Source organism: Streptomyces venezuelae, assembly GCF_008642315.1.
GTDB classification, from domain to species: Bacteria; Actinomycetota; Actinomycetes; order Streptomycetales; family Streptomycetaceae; genus Streptomyces; species Streptomyces venezuelae_D.
Window position 1 is genome coordinate 1,763,290 of the sequence record NZ_CP029192.1, and the last position, 25,223, is coordinate 1,788,512.

At 71.2% G+C, this 25,223-nt stretch carries 22 protein-coding genes; 13 read left to right on the forward strand and 9 right to left on the reverse strand.

Annotated features, from left to right (window positions below):
* Window positions 1-596 precede the first annotated feature (596 nt).
* Window positions 597-1,112 carry a hypothetical protein gene (locus DEJ48_RS40920; RefSeq protein ID WP_317850906.1) on the forward strand — a complete coding sequence of 172 codons (516 nt, stop codon included), beginning with the start codon at window positions 597-599 and terminating at the stop codon, window positions 1,110-1,112.
* On the opposite strand, the gene DEJ48_RS07420 is transcribed toward DEJ48_RS40920, so the two are convergent.
* Window positions 1,099-2,400, reverse strand: coding sequence for an MFS transporter (locus tag DEJ48_RS07420; RefSeq protein WP_411757431.1), 1,302 nt, complete (start codon window positions 2,398-2,400; stop codon window positions 1,099-1,101). The genes DEJ48_RS40920 and DEJ48_RS07420 overlap by 14 nt on opposite strands.
* Before the next feature lie 109 nt (window positions 2,401-2,509).
* On the opposite strand from DEJ48_RS07420, the gene DEJ48_RS07425 reads away from it, so the two are divergent.
* Window positions 2,510-3,079 (forward strand): GNAT family N-acetyltransferase, encoded by a 570-nt coding sequence (locus DEJ48_RS07425; RefSeq protein ID WP_150215409.1) that lies wholly within the window; start codon window positions 2,510-2,512, stop codon window positions 3,077-3,079.
* On the opposite strand, the gene DEJ48_RS07430 is transcribed toward DEJ48_RS07425, so the two are convergent.
* Together DEJ48_RS07430 and DEJ48_RS07435 are read right to left on the reverse strand one after the other, a co-directional pair.
* The gene (locus tag DEJ48_RS07430) at window positions 3,057-4,688 is read right to left on the reverse strand and encodes an AMP-binding protein (RefSeq protein ID WP_150215410.1); all 1,632 of its coding nucleotides are present in this window, start codon (window positions 4,686-4,688) and stop codon (window positions 3,057-3,059) included. The genes DEJ48_RS07425 and DEJ48_RS07430 overlap by 23 nt on opposite strands.
* Entirely contained in the window at window positions 4,685-6,400 is a 1,716-nt protein-coding gene (locus DEJ48_RS07435; RefSeq protein ID WP_150215411.1) for an AMP-binding protein, read from the reverse strand. The genes DEJ48_RS07430 and DEJ48_RS07435 overlap by 4 nt, the downstream gene beginning before the upstream one ends.
* Window positions 6,401-6,601: 201 nt before the next feature.
* On the opposite strand from DEJ48_RS07435, the gene DEJ48_RS07440 reads away from it, so the two are divergent.
* Entirely contained in the window at window positions 6,602-7,456 is an 855-nt protein-coding gene (locus DEJ48_RS07440; RefSeq protein ID WP_150221032.1) for a helix-turn-helix transcriptional regulator, read from the forward strand.
* Between the two features lie 91 nt (window positions 7,457-7,547).
* On the opposite strand, the gene DEJ48_RS07445 is transcribed toward DEJ48_RS07440, so the two are convergent.
* Window positions 7,548-10,004, reverse strand: a complete 2,457-nt coding sequence (locus tag DEJ48_RS07445; RefSeq protein WP_150221033.1) for an FtsX-like permease family protein — start codon at window positions 10,002-10,004, stop codon at window positions 7,548-7,550.
* Window positions 10,005-10,009: 5 nt separating this feature from the next.
* Window positions 10,010-10,816 carry an ABC transporter ATP-binding protein gene (locus DEJ48_RS07450; RefSeq protein WP_150221034.1) on the reverse strand — a complete coding sequence of 269 codons (807 nt, stop codon included), beginning with the start codon at window positions 10,814-10,816 and terminating at the stop codon, window positions 10,010-10,012.
* 293 nt (window positions 10,817-11,109) lie between these two features.
* Here DEJ48_RS07450 and DEJ48_RS07455 point away from each other — a divergent pair, with 293 nt between their 5' ends.
* A complete protein-coding gene (locus DEJ48_RS07455) occupies window positions 11,110-12,381 on the forward strand; it encodes a sensor histidine kinase (RefSeq protein ID WP_150221036.1) in 1,272 nt (423 codons plus the stop codon).
* Entirely contained in the window at window positions 12,381-13,013 is a 633-nt protein-coding gene (locus DEJ48_RS07460) for a response regulator (protein ID WP_150221035.1), read from the forward strand. Before DEJ48_RS07455 ends, DEJ48_RS07460 begins: the two co-directional genes overlap by 1 nt.
* Window positions 13,014-13,068: 55 nt before the next feature.
* Here DEJ48_RS07460 and DEJ48_RS07465 read toward each other — a convergent pair whose 3' ends face one another.
* On the reverse strand, window positions 13,069-14,310 hold the full coding sequence (locus tag DEJ48_RS07465; protein WP_150215412.1) for a winged helix DNA-binding domain-containing protein: 1,242 nt from the start codon (window positions 14,308-14,310) through the stop codon (window positions 13,069-13,071).
* 178 nt (window positions 14,311-14,488) lie between these two features.
* On the opposite strand from DEJ48_RS07465, the gene DEJ48_RS07470 reads away from it, so the two are divergent.
* Window positions 14,489-15,655 (forward strand): magnesium and cobalt transport protein CorA, encoded by a 1,167-nt coding sequence (locus tag DEJ48_RS07470; protein WP_150215413.1) that lies wholly within the window; start codon window positions 14,489-14,491, stop codon window positions 15,653-15,655.
* Window positions 15,656-16,495: 840 nt separating this feature from the next.
* Here DEJ48_RS07470 and DEJ48_RS07475 read toward each other — a convergent pair.
* From DEJ48_RS07475 to DEJ48_RS07485, 3 genes are all read right to left on the reverse strand, one after another.
* On the reverse strand, window positions 16,496-17,743 hold the full coding sequence (locus DEJ48_RS07475; RefSeq protein WP_150215414.1) for a tyrosine-type recombinase/integrase: 1,248 nt from the start codon (window positions 17,741-17,743) through the stop codon (window positions 16,496-16,498).
* A 46-nt stretch (window positions 17,744-17,789) separates the two neighbouring features.
* Entirely contained in the window at window positions 17,790-18,107 is a 318-nt protein-coding gene (locus tag DEJ48_RS07480; RefSeq protein WP_223831942.1) for a helix-turn-helix transcriptional regulator, read from the reverse strand.
* A gap of 209 nt (window positions 18,108-18,316) precedes the next feature.
* Window positions 18,317-18,601, reverse strand: a complete 285-nt coding sequence (locus tag DEJ48_RS07485) for a helix-turn-helix domain-containing protein (protein WP_150215415.1) — start codon at window positions 18,599-18,601, stop codon at window positions 18,317-18,319.
* 256 nt (window positions 18,602-18,857) lie between these two features.
* On the opposite strand from DEJ48_RS07485, the gene DEJ48_RS07490 reads away from it, so the two are divergent.
* From DEJ48_RS07490 to DEJ48_RS07520, 7 genes are all read left to right on the forward strand, one after another.
* Entirely contained in the window at window positions 18,858-19,742 is an 885-nt protein-coding gene (locus tag DEJ48_RS07490; RefSeq protein WP_150215416.1) for a hypothetical protein, read from the forward strand.
* Window positions 19,739-20,455, forward strand: coding sequence for an ATP-binding protein (locus DEJ48_RS07495; protein ID WP_150215417.1), 717 nt, complete (start codon window positions 19,739-19,741; stop codon window positions 20,453-20,455). The genes DEJ48_RS07490 and DEJ48_RS07495 overlap by 4 nt, the downstream gene beginning before the upstream one ends.
* 418 nt (window positions 20,456-20,873) lie before the next feature.
* Window positions 20,874-21,890, forward strand: coding sequence for a DUF2637 domain-containing protein (locus tag DEJ48_RS07500; RefSeq protein ID WP_077965339.1), 1,017 nt, complete (start codon window positions 20,874-20,876; stop codon window positions 21,888-21,890).
* Between the two features lie 284 nt (window positions 21,891-22,174).
* Window positions 22,175-22,615 carry a plasmid mobilization protein gene (locus DEJ48_RS07505; protein WP_077965337.1) on the forward strand — a complete coding sequence of 147 codons (441 nt, stop codon included), beginning with the start codon at window positions 22,175-22,177 and terminating at the stop codon, window positions 22,613-22,615.
* Window positions 22,616-22,619: 4 nt separating this feature from the next.
* The gene (locus DEJ48_RS07510) at window positions 22,620-24,320 is read left to right on the forward strand and encodes a mobilization protein (protein WP_150215419.1); all 1,701 of its coding nucleotides are present in this window, start codon (window positions 22,620-22,622) and stop codon (window positions 24,318-24,320) included.
* A 167-nt stretch (window positions 24,321-24,487) separates the two neighbouring features.
* Window positions 24,488-24,715, forward strand: a complete 228-nt coding sequence (locus DEJ48_RS07515) for a hypothetical protein (protein ID WP_077965876.1) — start codon at window positions 24,488-24,490, stop codon at window positions 24,713-24,715.
* Entirely contained in the window at window positions 24,693-25,205 is a 513-nt protein-coding gene (locus tag DEJ48_RS07520; RefSeq protein WP_190537252.1) for a DUF6879 family protein, read from the forward strand. Before DEJ48_RS07515 ends, DEJ48_RS07520 begins: the two co-directional genes overlap by 23 nt.
* The last annotated feature ends 18 nt before the right edge of the window (window positions 25,206-25,223 follow it).

Genomic DNA, 25,223 nt, shown 5'->3' on the forward strand with positions numbered 1-25,223 from the left:
TCCTGCTTCGACAACAGCTTTCGACAGCTTCGACAGCTGCGTCAGCTGTTCGGCTGACGGATACGGCTGGCGGATCCGGCTCCCGTCGCGCCCCGCGGTGAGCTCCTGTTTCCGCATTGTGGAAATTTAGTTCTGCTATATGGAAGCAATGTAAGCGGGCGCGTCGGACAGCGTCAAGAGAGATCGGGCAACTGACAGCCGCCGGGCATCGCTTGGGTGGAGGATGGGGAAGGCCCGATGGTGGCGACGGTTGCGGTGACGGAGAGTGGCGTCCGATGGTCCCGACAGTGCCGATACGGTGCCCGAAGTGCGGGCGCGAGCATGTGTACGCCCCGCCGTCCTACCCCTGCGCGTGCGGCATCCCCGTGGCCCCGCCCGTGTCCCGGGACGCTTCGCCGGAGCCCGTCACGGACCGGACCTGGGCGGAGGAGTGGATCACGGCACGCTGTGCGGCGTGCGGCCACGAGGGCCACTGGCCTCAGCCGGAGCTGGACTGCCCGTGCGGGGCGGTACTGCGCATTCCGATCGCGGGAGCAGGGACGGGAACGAAAACGGGAACGGGCACCGGCGCGGGGGCGGGAACGGTCGCAGGGGCCGTGGCGGACGCACGGCCGGACGAGGGGTCCGACGGCTCGGACAAGGGCCCCGGGGACGCGGCAACCGGGGTGCCGCACGGGCACCCCTCCCACATCCCCCTGCCGCGCACCGCCCCGCGCCCCCGCCCCGCCTTCCGCCCCGTCACGATCCGCGACGCCCGTGACGCCGTGACCGTCGCCGCGCTCTACCTCCGCTGGCTCGGATACCTGAACACCCGGAGCGCCGCCCGGCGCCCGCCCTCCGGCTCCCGGATCGCCGCGCGCGGCATGCTGGCGCAGGTCGAACCGGCGCTGCGGCCCACCACACCGCGGGACATCGAGTGCCTGTGGCTGACCGCGATGACGGAGGCGGGCGACACCCCCGTGGCGTGCGCGTTCTTCACCCTCGCCGGATACACGCCGGGAGCCCGCACGCGCGCGGACTCCCTCGGCGTCCCCCTCTTCACGATGGACGCGACCGGCACGCCGCAGCCGGTGAACGGAGCGGCGTACGAGCTGGTGGCTACGGGCGCGTGAGGGGCCGCCCCGCGGCGTGCTCCGCGGCACCGGAGCGCCCGGCTCCGCGCAGGTGGGCGACGTGGCGGAGCAGGGCGAGCGTCGCCAGCAGGGCGACCAGGCCGCACACGCCCGGCCAGCCGAAGGCGCCGTACGCGTGCACCGACAGCCACGACCCGACGCTTCCGCCGAGATAGGCGCAGGTCATGTAGGCCGTGTTGAGACGGGCCCGCGCCTCGTCGCTGAGGCCGAATATCCGTACCTGGTTGGCGACCGTGCCGGACTGCATCGCGACGTCGAGCAGCAGCGACCCCACCGCGAGGGCCACGAGCCCCATCGCCCCGCCGAGGCCGCCCGCGAACAGGACGGCGGAGGCCACCAGGACCCCGACCATGCAGACCAGGTTGACCGCGTCGGAGCCCCGGCGGTCCACCTGCCGTCCCGCGACCGGCGTACAGAGCATCGTCGCCGCGTTGACCAGCGCGAGCAGGCCGACCGCCGACGCGCCGAGGCCGTACTCGGGCCCGGTCAGGAGCAGCGCGACGCCGGTCCACAGCGCGGAGAAGCCACCGAAGATCATCGCCTGGTAGAAGCCGGAGCGGCGCAGCTCGGGCTCGGTGCGCAGGAGTCGCAGGGAGGCGGCGACCAGGGCGGGGTAGCGCTGCCGGGAGGGCGCCGTCGACCGGGGCAGCGCGCGTGCCAGTACGCACGCGATGAGCAGCGCGATCACCGACGTCATCAGATAGGGGGCACGCCAGCCCAGCCACTCCCCCACCGCCCCGCCGAAGACACGGGACAGCAGCATTCCGCCGATCGACCCGCTCAGGAGCGTGCCCGCGACGGCGCCGCGCCGTTCCTCGGGGACGAGCCCCGCCGCCGTCGGCGCGATGACCTGCGCCACGACGGTGGTGACGCCGACGAGGACGCTCGCCGCGATCAGCGGCGATATCCCCGGTGCGGCGGCCGCGCCGAGCAGGCCGAGGCCGGCGAGGGAGAGGAGCGTGACGATGAGCGTCCGGTACGGAACGCGGTCGCCGAGCGGTACGAGGAGGAAGATGCCGCCCGCGTATCCGAACTGCGTGGCGGTCACAACGAGCGCCGCGGTGTCGGCGGAGACGTTCAGTCCGTCGGCGACCAGCGGGCTGACGGCCTGCGGGAAGTAGACGTTGCCGACGGCCACACCGCACGTGAGGGCGAGCAGCAGCACCATGCCGCGGCTCAGACCGGGCGGTCGGGCACCCTCGGCACCCGCGACTCCGGCTTCGACGGCCCCGCGCTCCCCGGGATCACCGGGCTTGGACAGACGCACGCGCACCCCACGGAATTCGACGGAAAGGCCCACCCGATGACGGACCGGCCCACGATCCCCGCTCTCCCCACCGCCGCACAACACATTTTGACCAGGACATACTCACCCCATGCGCATCCGCCCCGTCACCGCCGCCGAACTGCCCGCGCTCCAGGACATCGAGCGCGCGGCGGGCGAACCGTTCCGCTACCTCGGCATGGCCGCGATCGCGGACGACGAGCCGCCCACGATCGAGGAGCTGGACGGTTACCGCCGGGCGGGCCACGCCTGGATCGCGGTCGACGACGACGCCGAGGACTCCCCCGTCGCGTATCTGATCGCGTACCTCGTCGCCGACCCGCTCCCCGGTACCCCCTCGCTCCACATCGAGCAGGTCACCGTGCACCCGCGCGCCGCCCGCCGGGGCGTGGGCCGCGCGTTGATCGAGTACGCCGGGGAGTGCGCCCGCGAGGAGGGCGCGGCCGCGCTGACCCTGACGACGTTCACGGACGTCCCGTGGAACGCCCCGTACTACGCCCGCATCGGCTTCCGCCCGCTCGCGGACGCCGAGCTCACCCCGGCGCTGCGCGACATCCGCGCGCACGAGGCGGAGCTGGGCCTCGACCGCTGGCCCCGCCTGTGCATGCGCCGCGACCTCACCGGGGCCGGGGCGGGCGTCACTCCCCGTACCGCTCCCTGAGCTCGATCTTGCGCACCTTCCCCGAGACCGTCATGGGGAACGCCTCCAGGATGCGCAGGGCGGCGGGGATCTTGTAGTGGGCCAACTGCCCCTTGCAGTAGGCCTGGAGCTCCTCCAGCGTGAGGACGTCGTCGGGGTCCCGCACGATCACGCAGGCCAGCGGCACCTCCCCGTAGCGCTCGTCGGGTACGCCGACCACCTGTACGTCCGCGACCTTCGGGTGGCCGTACAGGAACTCCTCGATCTCCCGGGGGTAGATGTTCTCGCCACCCTTGATGATCATGTCCTTGATGCGGCCGACGATCTGGACGTACCCGTCCTCCCGCATGACCGCGAGGTCCCCGGTGTGCATCCAGCGCCCCGAGTCGATGACGTCCGCGGTCCGCTCCGGCTCGTCCCAGTAGCCCAGCATGACGCTGTACCCGCGCGTGCACAGCTCACCGGAGGAGCCGCGCGGCAGCGTCACCCCGGTCGCGGGGTCGATGACCTTGACCTCGATGTGGGGCAGGACCCGGCCGACGGTTCCGGTGCGGCGTTCCAGGTCGTCGTCGCGGCGGGTCTGCGTGGAGACGGGCGAGGTCTCGGTCATGCCGTAGCAGATGGAGACCTCCTCCATGTGCATCTCGGCGACGACGCGCTTCATCACCTCGACCGGGCAGGGCGAGCCCGCCATGATGCCGGTGCGCAGCGAACTCAGGTCGTACGTCGCGAAGTCGGCGAGGTTCAGCTCGGCGATGAACATCGTCGGCACGCCGTACAGCGAGGTGCAGCGCTCCCGCTCGACGGCGTGCAGCGTGGCGACCGGGTCGAAGGACGGAGCGGGGATGACGATGCACGCGCCGTGCGAGGTGGCGCCGAGGTTGCCCATCACCATGCCGAAGCAGTGGTAGAAGGGCACGGGAAGACAGACGCGGTCCTGCTCGGTGTAGCCGACGGTTCGGCCCACCCAGTAGCCGTTGTTGAGGATGTTGTGGTGGGAGAGCGTGGCCCCCTTGGCGAAGCCGGTGGTGCCGGAGGTGTACTGGATGTTGACGGGATCGTCGCAGCTCACCTCGGCCTCACGCGCCGCGAGTTCGTCGTCTCCCATCCCGCCGGCCGCAGCCACCAGCGCGCCCCACGACGCGTCGTCGCCGATGTAGTGGACGGCGCGCAGTCCGGGGCAGCGGGGCCGCACCTCGTCGACGAGGGCGCGGTAGTCGCTGCTCTTGTGGGCCTGCGTCGCCACCAGGACACAGACGCCGGACTGGTTGAGCACGTACTCCAACTCGTGCGCCCGGTAGGCCGGGTTGATGTTGACCATGATGGCGCCGATGCGGGCGGTGGCGTACTGCACGAGGACCCACTCGGCGCAGTTCACCGCCCAGATCCCGACGCGGTCTCCCTTGGCGACGCCGGCCCCGAGGAAGCCGCGCGCCAACTCCCGCACGGAGTGGCCGAATTCGGCGTATGTCCAGCGAGTGCCCGCGGCGACGTCCACGAGCGCGTCCCGGTCGGGCCAGGACGCGACGGCCCGGTCGAGGTTCCGGCCGATGGTGTCGCCGAGGAGCGGCGTACCGCTCGTGCCGTGGGCGTACGAGAGTGTGCTGGACCGCTCGCTCTGCTCGCTCACCGGAAGTCCTCCTCGCGGTACTCCGCGTCCGAACCCGCGGCGGTTGCCTCGCGGAGCTCGATGCGACGGATCTTGCCGGACACGGTCTTGGGGAGCGCGCCGAACTCGATGCGGCGCAGGCGCTTGTAGGGGGCGAGCACCGCGCGCGAGTGCTCGAACAGCAGTTTCGCGGTGTCCGGGCCGGGTTCGAACCCTTCGGCGAGCACGACGTACGCCTTCGGAACGGCGAGCCGCACCGCGTCGGGCGCGGGCACGACCGCGGCCTCGGCGACCGCCTCGTGCTCCAGGAGCGCGCTCTCCAGCTCGAACGGGGAGATCTTGTAGTCGGAGGCCTTGAAGACGTCGTCGGCGCGCCCGACGTAGGTGATGTAGCCGTCGGCATCGCGCGAGCCGATGTCGCCGGTGCGGTAGTAGCCGCCGGCCATCGCCTGGGCCGTGCGCTCGGGGTCGCCGTGGTAGCCGGCCATGAGGCCGACCGGGTCCGAACCGAGGTCCAGGGAGATCTCCCCCTCCGCGGCGCCGGGCGCGCCGGTCACCGGGTCGAGGAGCTCGACGGTGAAGCCGGGGGTCGGGCGGCCCATGGAGCCCGGCTTCAGCTTCTGCCCCGGCGAGTTGGCGACCTGCACGGCGGTCTCGGTCTGCCCGAAACCGTCGCGGATGGTGACGCCCCAGTCGCGCCGCACCTGCTCGATGACCTCGGGATTGAGCGGCTCACCGGCCGCGACGACCTCGCGCGGCGGGGTGCGCAGCTGGGTCAGGTCGGCCTGGATGAGCATGCGCCACACGGTGGGCGGCGCGCAGAACGACGTGACGCCGGCCCGGTCCATCTCCGCCATGAGCCGGCCGGCGTCGAAGCGCGCGTAATGGTGGATGAAGACCGTCGCCTCGGCGTTCCACGGGGCGAAGAGGTTCGACCAGGCGTGCTTGGCCCAGCCGGGCGAGGAGATGTTCAGGTGGACGTCGCCGGGCTTCAGCCCGATCCAGTACATCGTGGCGAGGTGACCCACGGGGTACGAGACATGGGTGTGCTCGACGAGCTTGGGCTGGGCGGTGGTGCCCGAGGTGAAGTAGAGCATCAGGGGGTCGTCGGCGAGGGTGATGCCGTCGGGCTCGAAGAGGTCGGGGGTGGCGGTGGTGTGGGAGGCGTCGTCGTCGACACCCGCGTACGAGATCCAGCCCGTACGCTCATCCGGCTCCCCTCCCCCGACGGCGATCCGCGTGTAGTCGCCGGGTACGTCGTCGAACTTCGCGGTGTCCTCGGGCCGTACGACGACGTGCCGGGCGCGGCCGCGGTCGATGCGGTCGCGCAGGTCGACGGGGCCGAGGAGCGGCGTCGCCGGGATGACGACGGCGCGCAGCTTCATCGCGGCGAGCGCGATCTCCCACAGCTCGGCCTGGTTGCCGAGCATGACGACGATGCGGTCACCGGCGCGGACGCCCCGCGCGCGCAGCCAGTTGGCGACGCGGTTCGAGCGGGCGGACAGGTGCGCGAAGGAGAAGCGCGACTCCGTGCCGTCCTCCTCCACGATGTGCAGAGCCGTGCGGTCGTTGTCCTTCGCGATGACGTCGAACCAGTCGAGCGCCCAGTTGAACCGTTCGGGCCGCGGCCAGGCGAAGCCTTCGTACGCGGCGGCGTAGTCCTCTCGATGCCGCAGGAGGAAGTCCCGTGCGGTACGGAACTGCTCCGTGGCGCTCGTGCCGTCAGTCGTCATGTGCACCCCTAGTCGCCGCGCTCGCGGCGTTCACTCCGCTGCTTGTGCTGAAACTCGTACCGTCGCTCGTGCTGCCGTACTCATTGCCGGACGCTACGGAACATCGTGTAATTCGTGAGGCGGATCTCACTACCCCCGGACGGGGGTGTCACGAGGCGAAAGGGCGGGCGCGTGTCGGCTGACGGCGGCGAGACGGTGGAGATGCGGGCCGCTCTGCTGCGGCTGCGCCGCGGCACGGGGCTCCCGGTGGCGTTCGGCGGTCTGCTCGACGGGCCGCGGCAGGTCCGCATCGGCGAACTGACCGGCACGGGGACGCGTGCGTTGCAGGGCCTCGCCATCTCGCCAGGAAACGGCCTCGGCGGCAAGGCGGTCGCCCTGTCCCGGCCCTGTGCGGTCACCGACTACCACGTGTCGCGGCATATCAGCCACGAGTACGACGCGGCGGTCGCGGCGGAGGGCCTGCGGTCGGTGCTCGCGGTGCCCGTGGTGGTACGCCGCCGGGTGCGCGGCGTCCTGTACGGCGCGCTGCGCGCGGCCCAACCGCTCGGCGACCGGACTCTGTCGGCGGCGGTGGCGGCGGCGCGCGACGTGGAACAGGCGCTGGTGGTGCGGGACGAGGTGCGGTCGCTGCTGGCGGTGGTGCGGGGGTCGGAGCCGGGCGGCGGCGGGGGCGTGGGTGCGGGCCGCGGGGCGGAACCTGGACCGGCGCCGGGGGCGTGGGAGAAGGTGCGTGAGGCGCACGGCGCGCTGCGGGCGCTGGCCCCGCGGGTCACCGACGCGTCCCTGCGGGCCGAACTCCTCGCGGTGTGCGGCCGCCTGGAATCGGCCACGCTGGTCCCCGACCACGCCAGGGACCGCCCGGTGGCCCTCGCGCCCCGCGAGGTCGACGTCCTGTCCTGCGTCGCCGCGGGCCTGACGAACGCGACAGCCGCCGAACGTCTCGGCCTGCGCCCCGAGACGGTGAAGGGCTACCTGCGCTCAGCCATGCGGAAACTGGGCGCGCACACGCGCCTGGAGGCGGTGGTGTCGGCCCGCCGGGCGGGCTTGCTGCCCTGAGGGACGGCGTTGGGCTTTCGCTCGGCCTGTGCCGGGCCTGCTCCGGGCCTGCTCCGGCCTCGGCTCGGGCAAGACATCACGTGACGCGCCCTCACTCACGTACACCCGTCGTCGACATCGCCCCACGCCGCAGCGCCAGACCGGCCGGTGCGACCGCCGCGGTCACGGCGAGCACCGCGCAGGCGCACAGGATCGCTCCGAGCGTCGCCCACGGAATCTGGATGGGCGTCCGTACCGAGAGCAGCCCCAGCGCGCTCCACATGCCCACCAGGTTGAGCCCGGCGACCAGCGCGCCCAGCAGTCCGCCGATCACGACCACCAGCAGGGCCTCCGCGGCCACCAGCCGCAGCACCTGCCGTCCGGTGGCGCCTGCCAGCCGCAGCACGGCCAGTTCGCGGACCCGGTCGGAGGTCGCCATGACCATCGTGTCGGCCAGGGAGATGCCCGTGTAGAGGAGGGCGATCCCGAGGACCATGAAGAGGCCCATCCGGGTCGTCCGGTTGGTCCCGGGGGACGTCGCCCGTACCCACGCGTCCTTGGTGAGGACCTCGCCGCCCGACACCCGTACCGCCTGCCGCAGACCCGAGGCCACGGCGGCCGCGTCGGCACCGGCCGCGACGCGGACCTCGACCCGGTCGACGGGCGCCGACGGAGCGTTGCGCGGGGTGACGTACACGCCGTTGTCGCCCGTGCCCGTGGCCATGACGGCCGCGATCCGCAGCGACTTCCTCGTGCCGTCGCCGAGCCACACGTCCACCCGCTCGCCCACGGTGCGCTCCGCCCACTCCTCGTTGACGATGATCGAGTCGTCGTCCAGGTGGCGCACCGTCCCCGCCGACAGCGGGAGCCGCGCCGTCGCGGCGAACGGCCCCGGTTCGACGGCTCTCGCATCCGACTCGATGAGCGCCACCCCGTCCTCCAGGACGTACACGGCGCTCGACGCGCTCGCCGAGACGGCGGCGCTGCCGCGCACGGCCCGGATCCGCTTCAGCGTCGCCTCGTCGAACCCCGCGACGCCTGCCGCGGTGACCACGAAGTCGGCGGCCGTCCGCTCCCGTGTCTCCGTCGCCTTCGCCCCGGCGAGGGTCGCCGTGGCGCCCAGCAGGGAACCGGCCAGCGCGACCGTGACCAGCACGGGGGCGGCGACGGCGGCGGTACGGCGGACTCCGGCGGCGGCGTTCTCCCGTACGAGCATCCCGCCCGCACCCGGCAGACGGGCCGGCAGCCAGGCGGCCAGCCGCGCCACGGGACCCACCACCACCGGCGCGAGCAGCGCGACCGCGGTGATCAACAGCATGGGCCTGCTCATGTACGTCTTGCGCTGCAGCAGGTCGCCCGGGCTCGTCACCAAGGCCAGGACCAGGGTCACCGCGGCGGTGGCGAGGAGGAGCGAGCCGGCCGGCCAACGGCCCCACGTCATCGCCCGGGTGTCGACGGACGCCTCACGCAACGCTTCGGCGGGGCCCGTTCGACCCGCACGCCAGGACGCGGCCAGCGCGCCGCACAGGGCCACGAACAGGCCGGTCCAGAACGCCGCGTGGTAGGGCCAGGTGTGGTCGCCGATCGCGAACCAGCGCGGCGCGAGGCTCTCGTGGACGGCCCACTCGGCGAGCATCGGCGCGCCGTACGAGCCGAGCACGCAGCCCGCGGCCGAGGCGAGCACACCCACCAGGAGCGCCTCGGAGGCGACCATGCGGCGGATCTGCCCCGGGGTCGCGCCCGCGGTGCGCAGCAGTCCGAACTCACGGCGCCGCTGGGCCACCGCGAACGCGAAGGTGGACGCCACGACGAACACCGACACGAACGCGGAGACGCCGCCCGCCGTGCCGAACATGGCGTTCATCGCGGTGAGCGCCTCGCCGTCCCGGCCGGGGTCGGGGTCGGCGAAGCGACGGGCGTCGCCGGTGAGAACCTGCACGCCGCCACCGTGCAGCGCCTGTCGCACGGTGGCCGGGGGCGCGTCCACCACGAGTTGGAGGCTGCGCGGCGACAGTTGGGCCGCACGCGCGTCGGTGTGGAAGACGGCGTTCTCGAAGCCGAGTCCCGCCACGGTGCCGACGACGCGCACCGTGCCGCCGCCGGTCCGCAGCCGGGTGCCGGGGCCGGCCCAGTGCCCGCTGACGACGACCTCGTCCGCGGCCCGGGGCGCGCGTCCCGCGGTCAGCTCGTACGGCGCGAAGGCCGCGGTCGACCAGGGGTGGCCCACCAGATCGGCGGGACCGCGCTCGGCCCGCACGGCGAACGACCGGTCCCGGACGACGGTCCCGAGGCGGCGCAGCTTCGCGACCACGGCGTCCGGGACGGGGCGCGGCTGCGCGAGCTCGTGGGTGCGGTCGTCGAGCGAGGTGGGCACCGTGAGGGTGTCCTGGCCCTTGACGACCACAGGCGCGGCGGCGAACCGCTCCGGGCCGCGGGCCGGCGCGTCCTGCGAGGAGGCCAGGGCCAGTCCCATGACGGCGATGAGGGCGACGCCCAGGGAGAGGGCGACGAAACTGCCGACGAAGGTGGGCCAGCGGTGGCGGAGGGTACGGAGGGTGGTGCTCGGCAGGGCGCTCAGCACGGTGTCGCCTCCAGGCCGGTCATGCGGACCGCGATGTCGTCGGCGAAGGCGGCGCGACTTGTGTGCTGGTCGGTGCTGGGCGGCTGTTCGCCGGGGCGGGGCGGCTGTTCGCCGGTGTCGCTCAACTCGCCGTTGACCCGCCCGTCGACGAGGAAGACGACACGGTCCGCGTGGGCCGCCGCCACGGGGTCGTGCGTGACCATGACGACCGTCTGACCGTCCCGGTCGACCATGCCGCGCAGCAGGGCGAGCACCTCGCGGCCGGTCCGCGAGTCGAGCGCGCCGGTCGGCTCGTCGGCGAACAGCACGTCGGGGCGCGTGATCAGGGCGCGGGCGAGGGCGACCCGCTGCTGCTGCCCACCGGACATCTCCGAAGGCCGGTGCCGCGCCCGATCGCCGAGTCCGACCTGCCCGAGCGCCTCGCGCACCCGCGCCTTCTTCGGGCGGCGCCCGGCGAGCCGCAGGGGCAGCGCCACGTTCTGCTCGGCGGTCAGCGAGGGCAGCAGGTTGAACGCCTGGAACACGAACCCGATGCGCTCGCGCCGCAGCAGTGTCAGCCGGCGCTCGCTCAGCCCGGCGAGCTCCGTGCCGCCCACGACGACCGAGCCGGACGTGGGCCGATCCAGACCCGCGGCGCACTGCAACAGGGTCGACTTGCCGGACCCGGACGGCCCCATCACGGCGGTGAACGTCCCCCTGGGAAACGTGAGCGACACGTCGTCGAGGGCGCTGACGGACGTACCGCCGGAGCCGAACCGCCGGGACACGGCCCGCAATCGGACCGCGTCGTCCTGCCCCACATGTCTCTGCACCAGCACTGGCTCGCTCCTCGGCTCGTCGGTGCCCCAACCAAACCGTGGCGGCCCGCTGGGGCGCAGTACGCCAGGAACGAGACCTGAGGTAGGGCCAGGCATACCCCGGACACGGGCCCCGGCCCGATGGCAGCGGCCGACCCCGCCCCCGTACGGTCATGCGCATGCATCCTCGGAACGTGTGGCGCGGGAGCGCAGGGCGGGGGAACGTGCGGCAGGGGAACGCAAGACGGGGGAACGCAGGACTGGGGGCCGTGCGGCAGGAAAACGTATGGCAGGCCATGTCCCGGCCCGGCTATCTGCTGTCGGCCTGGCCCTGGCGCTCCGCCGCGTATCTGCTCACCGGCACGGCGACGGGCGCCGCCACCCTGGTGGGGATCGTCGTGGCGGCGGCGGTCTGCGGCGCGCTCACCCTCGTCCTCGTGGGCCTGCCGCTGCTCGTCGTGGCCGCACTCGGCGGCATCCCCGTGGCCGGGATGGAGCGGCGCAGGCTCCGCCTGATCGACCGCGCCCCGGCGGCAGGACGCCACCAGGTCCCGGCCGAGCCGGGCCTCCGCCCCTGGCTGGCCACCCGGCTGCGTGAACCGGCGACATGGCGGGAGCTCGGGTACGCCCTGCTGTTCGCCGGCCTGCTGTGGCCGGTCGACGCGGTGGCGTTGGTGATCGCCCTGTTCCTGCCGCTGTCGGTGGTCGCCACGCCCGTGCTGATGGCGACGGTGGGCGACGGCCACGAGGCGAAGGTGCTCAAACAGTGGACGGTCACGACCTGGCCCGCCGCGTGGGGCGTCGCCGTCCTGGGCCTGCTCCTGCTGGCCCTCGGCGCGTACGTGCTCGGCGCCACGGCGGGCGCCCGCGCCGCCCTGACCAGACTCCTGATCGCCCCGCCCGAGGCAGAGTTGGGAGCCAAGGTCGTCGAACTGTCCCGCTCCCGCGCCCGCTTGGTGGACGCCTTCGAGGCCGAACGACGCCGGATCGAGCGCGACCTGCACGACGGCGCCCAACAACGCCTCGTGGCACTGTCCATGACGCTGGGTCTGGCGCGCCTCGACGCCCCGCCGGGCCCGCTCGCCGACCAGTTGACCAAGGCACACCGGGAGGCGGGCGACGCCCTCGCGGAGCTGCGCGAACTCATCCAGGGCATCTACCCGAAGGTCCTCACCGACTACGGCCTGGAAGCCGCGGTCGCCGACGCCGCCGACCGCTGCGCGGTCCCCGTCGACGTAGACCTCGAACTACCGGGCCGGGCGCCCCAAGCGGTGGAATCGGCAGCGTACTTCGTGGTCTGCGAGGCACTCGCCAACATCGCGAAACACAGCGGGGCGCGGCGCGCACGGATAGCCGGGGGCCATGCCGACGGGCGCCTGCACCTGGAGCTGCACGACGACGGCCGCGGCGGCGCGGACCCGGCGGCAGGCAGTGGCCTCACGGGGCTCGCGGACCGCGTGTCGGTCCTGGATGGCAGACTTGCCCTGACCAGTCCGCCGGGCGGGCCGACCCTGTTGCGTGTGGAGTTTCCTTGCGAGTTGACGAGGGCGGCAGACCGCTCCGCGTAGTGCTGGCCGAGGACAGCGTGCTGCTGCGCGAAGGCCTCATCGGCCTGCTCGCCCGCTGCGGCCACGAGGTGGTGGCGGCGGTCGGGGACGCGCGGGCGCTGGTCGCGGCGGTCGAGGAGCACGCGCCCGACATCGTGGTCACGGACGTGCGCATGCCGCCCGACTTCCAGGACGAAGGCCTGCACGCGGCGGTACGCCTGCGCGAGAAGCGCCCCGCGCTCCCGGTCCTGGTCCTCAGTCAGTACGTGCAACGGTCGTACGCCGCCGAACTCCTCGACTCCGGCGACGGAACGGCCGTCGGCTACCTCCTCAAGGACCGGGTCGGCCAGGTCGAGGAGTTCGTGGCGGCGCTGCGCAAGGTGGCGGACGGCGGGACGGTGGTCGACCCCGAGGTCGTACGCCAACTGCTGCGCCGCCGCCGCGACCCGCTGGAGCAGCTCACCCCGCGCGAACGCGAGGTGCTCGCACTGATCGCCGAGGGCAAGTCGAACGGCGCGATAGCACGGGAGTTGGTCGTGTCCGACGCGGCTGTCGGCAAGCACATCGGCAACATCCTGACGAAGCTGGACCTGCCGCAGACGGACGAGACGCACCGGAGGGTGCTGGCGGTGCTGACGTACTTGCGGGCGTAAGGGCGTACGTGCGTCAGCGCACAAGAGCGTGAGGACACGAGGGACACCGACGCGCTCAGCCGTCGATGACGCTCCCGAAGCGAATGTCGCACGAGGACGAGGACGGGAGCGACGAGACCGACGAGGAAGGGAAGGAAGGGGAACCCGACGTCTCGGCGATACACGCCACCATCCGCTCCGCCTCCCGCACCAGCTCCTCCCGCTGCGCGTGCCCGGGCCGCCGCCCGAACGGCTCAATGGTGAACACGGCACCCCCGCCCTTCGGGTCTTCCTCCAGCCGCCACACCCCCGCGAGGAACCCGTCGAGCAGGAAGACGCAGTACGGGCGATTCCCCTTCCACGTACGCCCCTTGTAGGCGGCCGGTACGACGCGGGTCCGATCGGCGTGCGAGAGGAGCAGGTTGTCGTACTCGGGAAGGAAGCGGGGCGGGGCAGGGGTGTCGGGGTCGGGGCGCGGCGCGTCGGGCAGGTCGAAGAGCTCGACGCCGTTCTCGTCCCGGAAGGTGCGCAGCCGGGGCCGAAGCCGCTCGAACACGCCACGGAGCCGGGTGAGCCGGGCCCAGGTCTGCATGTCTTTGACGGAGGCGGGCCCGAAGGCGCGGAGGTAACGCAGGACGGCGTCGTCGAGGCCCGCGACACCGGATTCCGACCCGCCGGAGCCACCGTCACCACCACCGACCTCACCACCACGCTCCCCACCGCCCAGCCACTGCTCGACCGTCGTGAGCGCGACCTGCCCGCTGCGCCGCCACAGCCCGCGCGGGGTGACCTGGACGAGCGGCAACAGGCAGCGGGCGGCGACGCCGAGGGACTGCGGGTCGGCATCGGGCCAGCGCACGCTCAGCACCTCGCGGAGCTGCTTCATCGTGCGGGGCTCGGCCTCGACGGCCGCACGCGCGACGCCCGCGAGCTCCACCGGATCGACACCGACCAGCCCGGCCCTGAACCCCGCCAGCTCCGCCGCGCGCGCGTCCTGGACGAGCGGCCGCAGGATGCGGGCGTCGGCGGCGGTGTGCAGATGGATGGTGGAGCGCAGGGTGACGATACGGACGAGCTCGCGCGCGTCGAGCAGTGCGGAGAGCTCGGTGGGATCGAAGTCGGCGAGGCGTGCGGCGAGGGTGTAGTAGGGCGGCTTGACGTTCTGTGCCTGGAGGCCGACGAGATGGGTGACGGCATCCTTGACCGAGAGATCGCGGGAGCGGCGCAGGAGGAGCTGCCGGTCGAGGGTGGCACGGTTGAGAGCACGGGCTCCCAGGACGGGGCTGGTCGTCCGGCCCGAGGCCGACGTGTTCTTCATGAACGGCACGCTAGCGACGTTCGCGGACACATACGGTCCGCAACCCCCCTTCCCCTCCGGGGCGCCGCTCCCCCATTCCCCCTCCGGGGCGCCGCTCCCGCGTCCCCCCGCACGGGCCACATATCCTGCTCGGGTCCGCGGAACGCGGGACTTCGCCGATCGAAGGTGGTCGCCCGCCATGACGGAGCGCCGAGCCCGCCCCGAGCAGCCCGCGAACAACAAGAAGCACACGTGGCGCCGTACCGCACGCCCCACGACTCCCCCACCCGCCGCACCCACCTCCCCGCCCCCACCGGACACACCGTCGCCCTCGCCTCACCCGGTGGCGGGCATCGTCGAAGCGGCGCTGTACCGCGACGGGGTCCGTGTGGCGACGCCCGCCTCCCTTGCGGACACGTTCCGCGAGCTGCGCGAGCAGCCGGACGGCATGGCGTGGATCGGCCTCGCACGCCCGACGGAGGCGGAGCTCCTCTCCCTGGCCGCCGAGTTCGACCTCCACGAGCTGGCCCTCGAGGACGCGATGGAGGCCCACCAGCGCCCGAAGCTGGAACGCTACGGCGACACCCTCTTCGTCGTCCTCCGCGCCGCCCGCTACCTCGACGCCCCCGAAGAGGTCGACTTCGGCGAACTGCACGTGTTCGTGGGCCCCGACTTCGTCATCACGGTCCGCCACAGCGCCGCCCCGGACCTGTCCGGGGTCCGCCGCCGCATGGAGGAGAGCCCCGACCTCCTCAAACTGGGCCCGGAGGCGGTGCTCTACGCCATCCTCGACGCGGTCGTCGACGGTTACGTCCCCGTCGTCGCCGGCGTCCAGAACGACATCGACGAGATCGAGACCGAGGTCTTCCGCGGGGACCCGGAAGTCTCCCGCCGCATCTACGAACTCTCCCGCGAAATGGTCGAGTTCCAACGCGCGACCCGCCCCCTGGTCAGCATGCTGCACTCCTTGATGGCAGGCTTCGCGAAGTACGGCACGGACGAGGAGCTCCAGCGCTACCTACGAGACGTGGCCGACCACGTCACCCACACCAGCGAACGCGTCGACGGCTTCCGCCAGGCCCTGGCCGACATCCTCACGGTCAACGCGACACTGGTGACGCAACAGCAGAACGCGGAGATGCGAGCACTGGCGGAAGCGGGCTTCGAACAGAACGAAGAAATCAAGAAGATCTCGTCGTGGGCGGCCATCTTGTTTGCACCCACGTTGGTGGGAACGATCTACGGGATGAACTTCGATGAGATGCCGGAGTTGCACTGGGCGTTCGGGTATCCGTTCGCGATCGGCCTGATGGCCGTGGTCTGCGTAAGCCTGTACTTCATCTTCAAGCGGCGGGACTGGCTGTAGCGTCGAGCACGCAGCCTTCGGTCAGCTTCGCGGACGCGAACGTCTTCCGGCGCCCATTTCAGCCCGCTGGGGAGAATCTGGGGAGAATGCGCGGCGCTGGGGAGCGAGCCATCACTCGCCGCACGTCATTCGCCGTTTCCTGCGTGGCTCACCTCGACCCTTCCCGGCTGTGCCAAACCGTCACTGACGGTATTGACCGATCGGGATGTGGACAGGCAGGGCCGCGCCACTGTGCGGAAGATCAGGCACGGGCGTGTTGCACAGCCCAGATCAAGGACCTGGTCCGCTCGGCGGATCGGCTTCCTGGCTCGTCCCCGATGCCCCCTCGCGCAGCACCGCCCGCAACTCGTGCCATGCGCGCACGACAGCGATCAGGTTCGTCAGCACGACGCGGACTTGGGACAGCAGAAGCCCCAAGAGGCCCAAGAGCGCGGGGATCCCCAAAGCCAAGGTGGCCCATGTCACCACGCACCCCTTCCGGTTGGCCCCATGACACGCGAAGCACCTGGGGTCACTGACCCGCCGTCCTGGTCCGCATACTCCCGCCGAAAGAGATCGAAGTCTGCACGGTAAATGATGCATTTTGTGATCTTCACGCCGAAGATCACTCGCGGGCCGTCTGCCGCAGGGCGTCATGGCTGCTAACGCCTTTGCCCGCTAAGCCAGCCAGAACTCCGCCGCGTCCGGTCGAAGCGCTACTCGGCGCCGAGGGCACCAGCTCAGCGGAGATCGCCACTGCTCTGCGACGGGACGCTGAGCGTGCTGGTTGGCGCAACACACCAGCCAGCGTGCAGATGCAGAAAAGCGGGTGGCACAGCATGTGCTGTACCACCCGCTCCCTCAGGCGCTCGCGAAGTCCTCTGGGATGTACTCAGGGACCACGCCGAGCAAGGCATCGACGGCCGCTCGCCCCTTCCCGCCGGCCTCCGGCATGAAGTGGGCGTAGTGGTCGAGGGTGATGGTCGGGCTGGAGTGGCCGAGCCATCGGGCCAGCGTGACGACGGACTCGCCCGCTTCAAGGATGACCGAGGCGAAGGTGTGCCGGAGCACGTGGAATCCGTCCTTGCGAGACGCCTTCCAGCGCTTGCCCTTCTCCCGCATGGGGATGACCCCTGCCGCAGCAAGGGCCGGCTTCCAGACCTCGTCGTTGAAGATGTTGGCCCGCAGCGCGTTGCCGTACGTCGTCGTCAGGACGAGCGGGAACGTCTGCTTCTCCCGGTCCGGCTCCGGGCCGCCCCACGGCAACTCGACCTCCACGGCCGGGTGCTGCAGGAAGTGCGCGGCCAGCTCGGCAGCGACGGAGCCGGGCATGTCCACGATGCGCGTCTTCCCGCCCTTGGGCAGGGTGAAGTACAAGCGGCCGTTGAGCAGTTGGACCTGTCTGCGCACGCGGATGATCCCGCGCTCGAAGTCGACGTCCTCCGGTGAGAGGCCGAAGACCTCCCCCTGCCGCAGCCCGCAACCAAGGGCGACCACGACCGCGATGCGGTAACGCGCCTTAATCGCGTCCCGCATGCGCTGCGCGGTCTCCAGCGGCCATGCCTCCCGCTGATCCTCCGGCACCTTGGGCCAGCGCACCGACTTGGCGCGCATCGGGTTGCGTACGAGGCGCTTGTCGTCGATGGCAGTCTCGAAGATGTTCGAGAGGGTGGTCAGGATCTGGCGGGCGTAGCGCGGCGCGCACTCGCCTTCGAGCGTGGCGATGTAGCTGCGCAGGACGGTCGCGGAGACATCCCTCAAGCCCACCGTGCCGAGGTGCGGAAGGATGTGGAGGCGTACGCGCTCGTCGACGCGCTTGATCGTGCCGGGCGCGCCCCGTACACCCTCCTTCCAAAAGCGAGTGACGTAGTCCGCCAGCGCGATGGAGCCGTCACGCGGGTCGACGAACTCGCCGCGCTCGCTGTCGGTTCCGGCCCTGCGCAGCCACGCCTTGGCGTCCTCCAGCGTGTCGAACGACATGTTCCGGACGCCGGGGATCCCGGCGACGCGGTACCGCGAGCCCTTCCCGTACCGAGCGGTGCGCTCCCGCTTGCCGCTGGTGGGGTCCTTCTTCTTGTTGATCCAGCGGTCTTCGATGTAGCCGGCCAAGTACTTCCTCAGGAGCGGGGGTTGGAGTGCCGTTGACGCTGGGGCGTCAGGCCGTGGCTGAGTAGCCGGCGCGGCGCTGCGGGGCCGCGCTCACGGGATCCAGGGCCGGATTCGAGCGCGAGTCGGCCTGCTCCTGCTCGCGTATCCAGGTATCGAGCGCATCGAGCCGGTACGTCACACGCCCGCGGGCGCCCAGCCGGAAACTCGGCGGCCCCTGTCGGCGGTGCCGCCAGACGTAGAGCGTGCGAGGCGAAAGGCCGAGGTAGGCAGCCGCTTCCCGCACGCCGAGAAATGCGCGGTCGACGGCGAAGGAATCCGAGGAGGCGGAATAACGAGCGGAGGGAAGTGTGACGATTTCAGGCAAGAGGAATCCTTCGATGGGGAACACAATGAGGTACGGCTTGTCACGACGACTGAAGCCGTGCGTCGCGACAGACCTATCCTGAAGGCCCCTGTTTCCACTCGCCGTAGATCCTGTCGCACGAGGATTCACGGAACGCGTGGAAACGGGGGACTCGCTGGCAGGTTCAATGATGCGGAGAATCGCCGGTTTGGGTAACCGGCGATCGTCGGCTATGTTGCGCCCGCGCTGACCGGCTCCAGGGGCTCGGCGGGACCGCCGAGGAGCGCGCAGGGGGAGACGCCGAGGGCGGCGGCGATGGCGACGAGATCGTCGATGTCGCAGCGTCGAGCCCTGCGTTCGATGCGAGAGAGCGCGGTGAAGGTCATGCGCCGGCCCTGAGCGGTGATGCGAGTGGCGAGCTGACGCTGGGAGTAGCCACGGGCGGTGCGGGTGCGCACGAGGGCGCGGGCGGCGGCCTGTCCCGCGGGCCCTATTTCGAGAGGATGTGGGGGCATGGTTGTGTTGTAGCTTCCTCTCGCCCCTTTACGGAAGCGCTATTCGTCTGCCGTGAGCGATGCGCCGATCGACAGATTTCGGCAACCGGGGTTCCGGGGCTACGGTATTGGCCCCCGCACGGAAGTAGTACAGAGTTTGTGAACTAACTCTGGACTTTCGCGCCCTGGGTGTGGCTGTGTTGTCCACGCCCCCAGCACAACCCTCCCCCGCTCTCGAATTCCCTGACCCGATTTACGACGAAGGTGGTCGAACGACATCGCCCGAATCCGCACCATCAAGCCCGAGGCGTTCGCGTCCGAATCCTTGGCAGCCGTCACCCTCTCCGCCGAGCGGACCTTCTTCGGCCTGCTCACTCAGGCCGACGACCACGGCCGGTATCGCGACCAAGCCGCCGTCATAGCCGGCCTGCTGTGGTCCCTGCGCCCCGAGCACGGGCCCATGGGCGTCGAGGACGACCTCAACCAGCTCGACACCGCCGGCCTGATCTGCCGGTACGAGGGCGTGGACGGGAAGCGGTACCTGCACGTCGTCACCTTCGCCCGACACCAGAAGGTCAACCGGCCCAGCGGCGTCCGACATCCCGATTGCCCGCACCACGATCTCGGCCTGACGCGTGAGCCCACACCGCCTACGCGCGGAGCCCTCACCGAGCCCTCCGCGCAGGCTCTCGGAGGAGGTAAGGAAGGCTGCGTGAACCACGAAGGCGCAGGTCAGAACGGATTCCTTGAGCCCTCACCACCAACGCGGAACCAAGCGGTGAGCACTCACGGTCCGGATCTAGGACCTAGGAACAGGGATCTAGGATCTACTCCGTTGGGGGGCGCAAGCGCCCACGCCCCCGAGACCGTCTCGGCCAAGACCCTCATCGGCGAGTACGCCGCCGCCTGCCCCAATCGGCCTCCCAGCAGCTTCCTGGGGCATCTCGGTAAACAGACCGCCCAGTTGCTCGCCGATGGCATCGACGCGGCGCACGTGCGCGCCGGGCTGGAGCGGCTGCGTGCCAAGGGCCTGCACCCCAGCGTGCTGCCGAGCCTGGTCAACGAGGCCATGAACCCGCCCACGGCGAGCGGCACGTCCGCAGGGCACCGGCCGTGGACCAACCCGATCGACGCACACGCCGCGTACGGGGGTGATCTGTGAGCACGAAGACATCTGCCCGTGAGCCACGCCAACTGGGCGGCGCCGTCGCCAAGCTGGAGGCGATCCTGGCCGCCCGCGACATCGACCCCACCGCTGTGGTCGACGCGGCGCCGTCGTCGGAGCCGGTGACCGCTCTGGAGCTGGCCGCCGCCCGCATCCCGCGCCGCTACCGCGGCGCCCTGGCCGACCACCCCGACGTATCGGCCTGGGTCGAGGAGATCGCGGCTGCCGGACGGCCGGGGCCCGGCGGCGCACCGGGCATCGCCTACGGGCCCTCGCTGCTGATCGCGGGTCCGACCGGCACCGGCAAGACCTGCCAGGCGTACGGCGCCATCCGCTCGCTGCTCGGCGCCGGAGTCCGGCTGCGCTGGGAGGCCATCACCACCGCCGAACTGCACGCCACCCTGCGCCCACGCCAGGGCCACGACGGCGAACGCCGCTTCCAGGAACTGGCACGCAGCCCGCTGCTTCTCCTCGACGACCTCGGCGCCGCCAAGGCATCGGAGTGGACCGAGGAGCTGGCCTACCGGCTCATCGACCACCGGTACGTCCACGAGCTGCCCACCCTCATCACCACCAACGTCCCCATCGCCGACCTGCGGACCGCCGTAGGCGACCGCGTCGCCTCCCGCCTCGCCGAGATGACCCGCCGCGTCATCCTCGACGGCCCCGACCGCAGGCGCGGCACAAGCACCGGCACGCACGGGTATTAACAGGCCCTTGCTCCCCGGCGCCGCCTGATCCGCTGAGCCGCCTCGTCGACAGCAACCTGGCCGCCATTGGTCGACTGCGTCACCGGAGGGCCGAGGGCGGGCAACAGACCCGCTTCTGCGCCTCCTCCCGCCGCCTGACCGCCGTCGGCTGAGCCCTGACCGGCCCGCGTGGAGCGATCGCATGTACGCCCCTCCGTGCCCCCCCTCACGCCCGCCCCACAAGTCCCACTTCCCCCTGGAGCCCCCCGCCTTGCACTCCCCTGCCCCGAGCGCCCGGGCAGCCGTACGCGGAAGCCGCAGCGTCCGCGACGGCATCGCCCTGCTCCCGCGCTCCCCCGGCCGCCGAGGACGAGACCCTCGCCCACGTGATGATGCTGGTGATGCTCGCCGAGCACCCGCGCCAGCTGAGGGCCCTCGCGTGAACCGCAAGGGACGCATCACCCTTGTCATCGGCCTGGTGGCCGTCGTCCTCATGGCCTTCCGCGTCTCGTGGAACGCGCTGTCCGACGTGGCCCGCGCCATCGGCGCAGACTCCACCGCCGCTCTGCTCTATCCGATCGTGGTCGACGGGCTGATGGCCCTCGCACTCATCGCCACGCTCGTGCTGACCGGTCCCGGCCGGAAGTTCGCGCTGCGGGTCCTGGCGGCCTACGCGATCGCCAGCCTCCTGCTGAACTACGTGCACGGCCTCATTCCAGCCCTGCACACCACGTCGATCCAGCAGGGCCGACTGACCGACTGGGACCCCGCGAACTGGGCCCTCGTCCTGCTGGCGACCTCGCTCCCGGTCGGGTCGATCTACTTCGGCTCGGATCTCGTGGCGAAGGTGCTGCACCACACCCCCGAGTCGGCCGACCCGGCCGAAACGGCCTCCGCCCAGCCGGTTGGCCAGCAAGCTGACGAGTCGGCTGGTCGGCAAGCCAACGAGCAGGCTGCCCGGTCGGCATCTGACCAGGCTGAATTCACCCCCGAGCAGCTGACTGAGTCGACCCCTCTGAAGGTCGCCGAGGCGCCCGTGACGAGGCCGACCGAGACCGACGAGTCGGCCCCCGCCCTCGCCCCCGCTGCCCGACCGTCCCGGTCGGCTGCTGTACCGGAGTCGACCGGAACCACCCCGCGTCGGGCAACCGGTCGGGTCCCCGCCACCAGGTCGACCACCGACCGCACCCGCACAGACGCCGAAGTTCTCGACGAGGCCCGACTCCTGACCGCCGCCTGGAGCGAAGACCAACTGACCGCCGAGCGTCTGCGCAACGAACTACGGATTGGCCAGAAGCGAGCCCGCGTCCTGCGTGACCAGCTGCAGGCCGAGCGTCGCACCGGCCGGGCCGAGCCCGTCGCGTACTACGGCTTCGCGGCCGAGTCTCTCGAAGGACTCGACGAGGCCGCCTCGCAGCAACAGGGCGAACCCAACGCGCCTGGCGACGACGTCTGATTCCCCACGTTCACCTCACCCTCGCGGTCCACCCCGCGCCCCTCGGGATGCAGCGCGGGGAAATCGAAGCCAGACGCAGCGAGGTCCTCAACACCATCACCCCCACGGAGATCCGACCCATGCACGACCCGCACCACGAACCCCTCACGGCTCAGCAGCAGACGACCACCACCCCCGTCACACGCGCAGCAAGTTGTCGGGTAAGGAGTCCTTACCCGACCTCCACCCCACAGGGGGCGGAGGCATCCGGCGCCGAGGCGGCACCGGAGTCGGTCGGCCCAGGGGTGCCGACCGAGACAGGGGGCATCGAGCCGTCGTCGAACGAGCCGCATCAGCTTGCACCGCGTCGCCGTCTGCGTGACAAGCAGCTGCGCGAGCGCCGCGTCCACCCCCGCTACAACGACGACGAGTTCGCCCTTGTCCAGAACGCCGCCGCTCTGAGCCGCATGGCGCTCGGCGGCTACGTGGCCGAGTGCTCGCTCGCCGCCGCCCGCTCCGACGACCCCACCGCAGCCGTCGCCGACTACCGCGCCATGATCAAGGCACTCATGGCCTCCAACGGGCAGCTCGGCCAGATCGGCAACAACCTCAACCAGCTCACCTGGCACCTCCACAAGGACGGCGCCTGGCCCCACCCCGACACCGTCCAACGGCTTCTGGACCGCGTCGAGGCGTCAGTCGCCGAGCTGGACACCGCCATCGCTCAGGTCACTGAGGGGCGGTGAGCGGGTGATACCCAAAATCATCCTCAGCTCGGGCCCGACTGCCACGCGACGCACGATCGGCTACCTCTTCGGCAAGGGCAGCGCCAACGAGCACATCGACCCGCACCTCATAGCCTCCTGGAACAGCTTCGCCCCCGACCCCGGCCGCAGCCCTCACCGCGATCCGAAGGACGCGATGGCCCAGCTCGTCGCACAGCTCGACCAGCCCGTGAGGATGCTGGGCGACCAGGCGCCCAAGGACACCGTGTGGCACTGCCCCGTACGCGCCGCACCAGAAGACCCGATCCTCAGCGACGCCCAGTGGGCGGACGTCGCCCGCCGAATGGTGGCCGCCGCCGGTATCGCCCCCGACGGTGACGAGGAAGCCTGCCGCTGGGTCGCCGTCCGCCACGCCGAAGACCACATCCACATCGCCGCCACCCTCGTACGCCAGGACGGTCGCCGCCCCGAGCGCGGCTACGACCAGCGCGCCGTCCAGCGTGAGGCCCGCCAGATCGAAGTCGACTACGGGCTGCGGCGGTTGAAGCCGGGCGACGGCACCGGAGCCAAGCGGCCCACAAGCAAGGAACACTTCAAGGCCAAGCGTCTGGGCCAGGACGCCGCCACCCGCGATGTCCTGCGCCTGCGGGTCCGTCGCGCCGTCGCCGCCGCGTCCGACGAGGCCGAGTTCTTCACCCTGCTGGAAGCCACAGGCGTGACCGTGCGCCTCAAGCTCGGCCCTTCCGGCGAGGCTCTCGGCTGCAATTTCGCCCTGCCCGGAGACACCAACGACAAGGGCGAGCCGGTGTTCTACGCGGGCTCCACGCTCGCGCCCGACCTGTCCCTGCCCAAGATCCGCAAGACCCTCGCCACCACCAGTCCCGAACCTGTCACCGTCCGGCCGGGTGATCCGTGGCACCAGGCCACCGCAGCCACCGACCGCATCCCCCACCACCTCACCCACAGCGACGACCAGACCGCCCAAGGCCAACTGGCTGCACTCGGCGCGACGCTGGACCTGCTGCCGATCAACGCACCTGCCGCAGTGAAGGCCCAGCTCGAACAGGCCGCCGCCGCCTTCGAGCGCGCCACTCGCTCCCGCATCACAGCCGACCTCGACAGCACCCGCGTCCTGCGCCGCAGCGTCCGAGCCATCTGGCGCGACCGGCCCTCGGACAGCGACGGAGCCGGAATCGCGATGCTCCTGGACACCGTGCTCACCGCCGTGGCCTTCGCGAAGCACTGGCACCGCACCCACCAGCACGCCCAACAGGAAGCGGCAGCCGAACAAGCCCTCATCCATCTACAGATTGCGTACGCACGGGTCGCCGAGCCGGTCCTGACCGGCCTCGCGCAACGCGCCCCCAGCCCCCAGATGAAGCGCCGCTTCGCCCACCACCTACAGCAGGCGGTGCCGGAGCACGCCGAGCGCGTCCTCAACGACCCCGCGTGGGAAGCACTAACCACCGTGCTCGCCGAAGCGGAGGCAGCCGGGCACAGCGCAACCACCGTCCTCGACCAGGCACTCGGCCAGCGCACCTTGGACGACGCCCACAGCCCCGCCCGCACGCTGACCTGGCGCATCCGCCGCCTCGGCGAACGCCACGCGTCTGGCCCCCGGGCGCAGGCAGCAAGGTTCCGCAGCACCACACAACGCCCCACCGCCTCCGCGCCCGCTTCGACACCTACGCCGGCGCCGCAGCCGCCGCCCCCACGGCGACGCTGATTGCGGCAGCGCTCGTGCCAATCCGGCCGCCAACAGGCCGATCCCACGCCAGCCTGCTCTCCATGAGCACCGTTCTTCTGGCAAGTTCTGGCAAGTTCCTCGTCCGGAGCCGGAGATGGGGGCAAGCTCCGGCACAGCGATCGTTACCTTCAACGGAGGTGGACATGATGGCCCTGATCAAGCTCGGTAAGGACCCGGAAAGCCCGAGTGGGGGCTCCCCCACGATCTACCTGGATGACGTGAAGAACACCTACCTTGTCCAGGGCGTGACGGTTCTCGACGAGGAGCGCCTCAACGAGATGGACCTTCCTGGTCACGAGTCGGTGGTGGAGATCCCCCGTCGCATGGTGCAGTTCTTCTTGGAGGTGAAGGGTGACGAGGGTCCCGACGTTTGAGGATCTGTTCCGCGACTGCCAGAGGACGGCTGTTCATCTGGAGATGCGCGACGCCTACATGAAGTCGGACCCGGCCTTCATCGACTGGCGTGCCGGCAAGTCCCTTGACCCTGCAGAGCGCTGGGCCGATTGGCACACGCTGGTCACGGCGGCGACGTCGCGAGGTGTCGAGGTCCGCCGGGCACGAATCGCCTCCACACCCATCAGCGAGTACATCCGCTTCGAGTACGAGGTCACGGAGGGGCTCAACATCGCTGCCGGAGAGCAGGTGCGATGGCTGTCACGCCGCGAAGCCACCGACATTGCTCTGCCAGGCAACGACTTTTGGCTGTTCGACGCCCAGCTCGTCCTGGTCAACCATTTCGACGGTGAGGGCGAGAACTTGGAGCTGGAGCTCAACGAATCCCCGGAGTTGGCGAAGCTCTGCGAAACGGCCTTCGATGCCGTCTGGCGGCGCGCAACGCCGCATGCCGAGTTCCGGCCGCTCTGACGCAGCGAATAGCGCTTC

Coding starts and splice junctions, on each gene's coding strand:
- DEJ48_RS07485 (WP_150215415.1), bottom strand. CDS start 18,601: ATGCCCCCACATCCTCTCGAAATAGGGCCCGCGGGACAGGCCGCCGCC.
- DEJ48_RS07425 (WP_150215409.1), top strand. CDS start 2,510: ATGCGCATCCGCCCCGTCACCGCCGCCGAACTGCCCGCGCTCCAGGAC.
- DEJ48_RS07455 (WP_150221036.1), top strand. CDS start 11,110: ATGTCCCGGCCCGGCTATCTGCTGTCGGCCTGGCCCTGGCGCTCCGCC.
- DEJ48_RS07465 (WP_150215412.1), bottom strand. CDS start 14,310: ATGAAGAACACGTCGGCCTCGGGCCGGACGACCAGCCCCGTCCTGGGA.
- DEJ48_RS07470 (WP_150215413.1), top strand. CDS start 14,489: ATGACGGAGCGCCGAGCCCGCCCCGAGCAGCCCGCGAACAACAAGAAG.
- DEJ48_RS07435 (WP_150215411.1), bottom strand. CDS start 6,400: ATGACGACTGACGGCACGAGCGCCACGGAGCAGTTCCGTACCGCACGG.
- DEJ48_RS07440 (WP_150221032.1), top strand. CDS start 6,602: ATGCGGGCCGCTCTGCTGCGGCTGCGCCGCGGCACGGGGCTCCCGGTG.
- DEJ48_RS07515 (WP_077965876.1), top strand. CDS start 24,488: ATGGCCCTGATCAAGCTCGGTAAGGACCCGGAAAGCCCGAGTGGGGGC.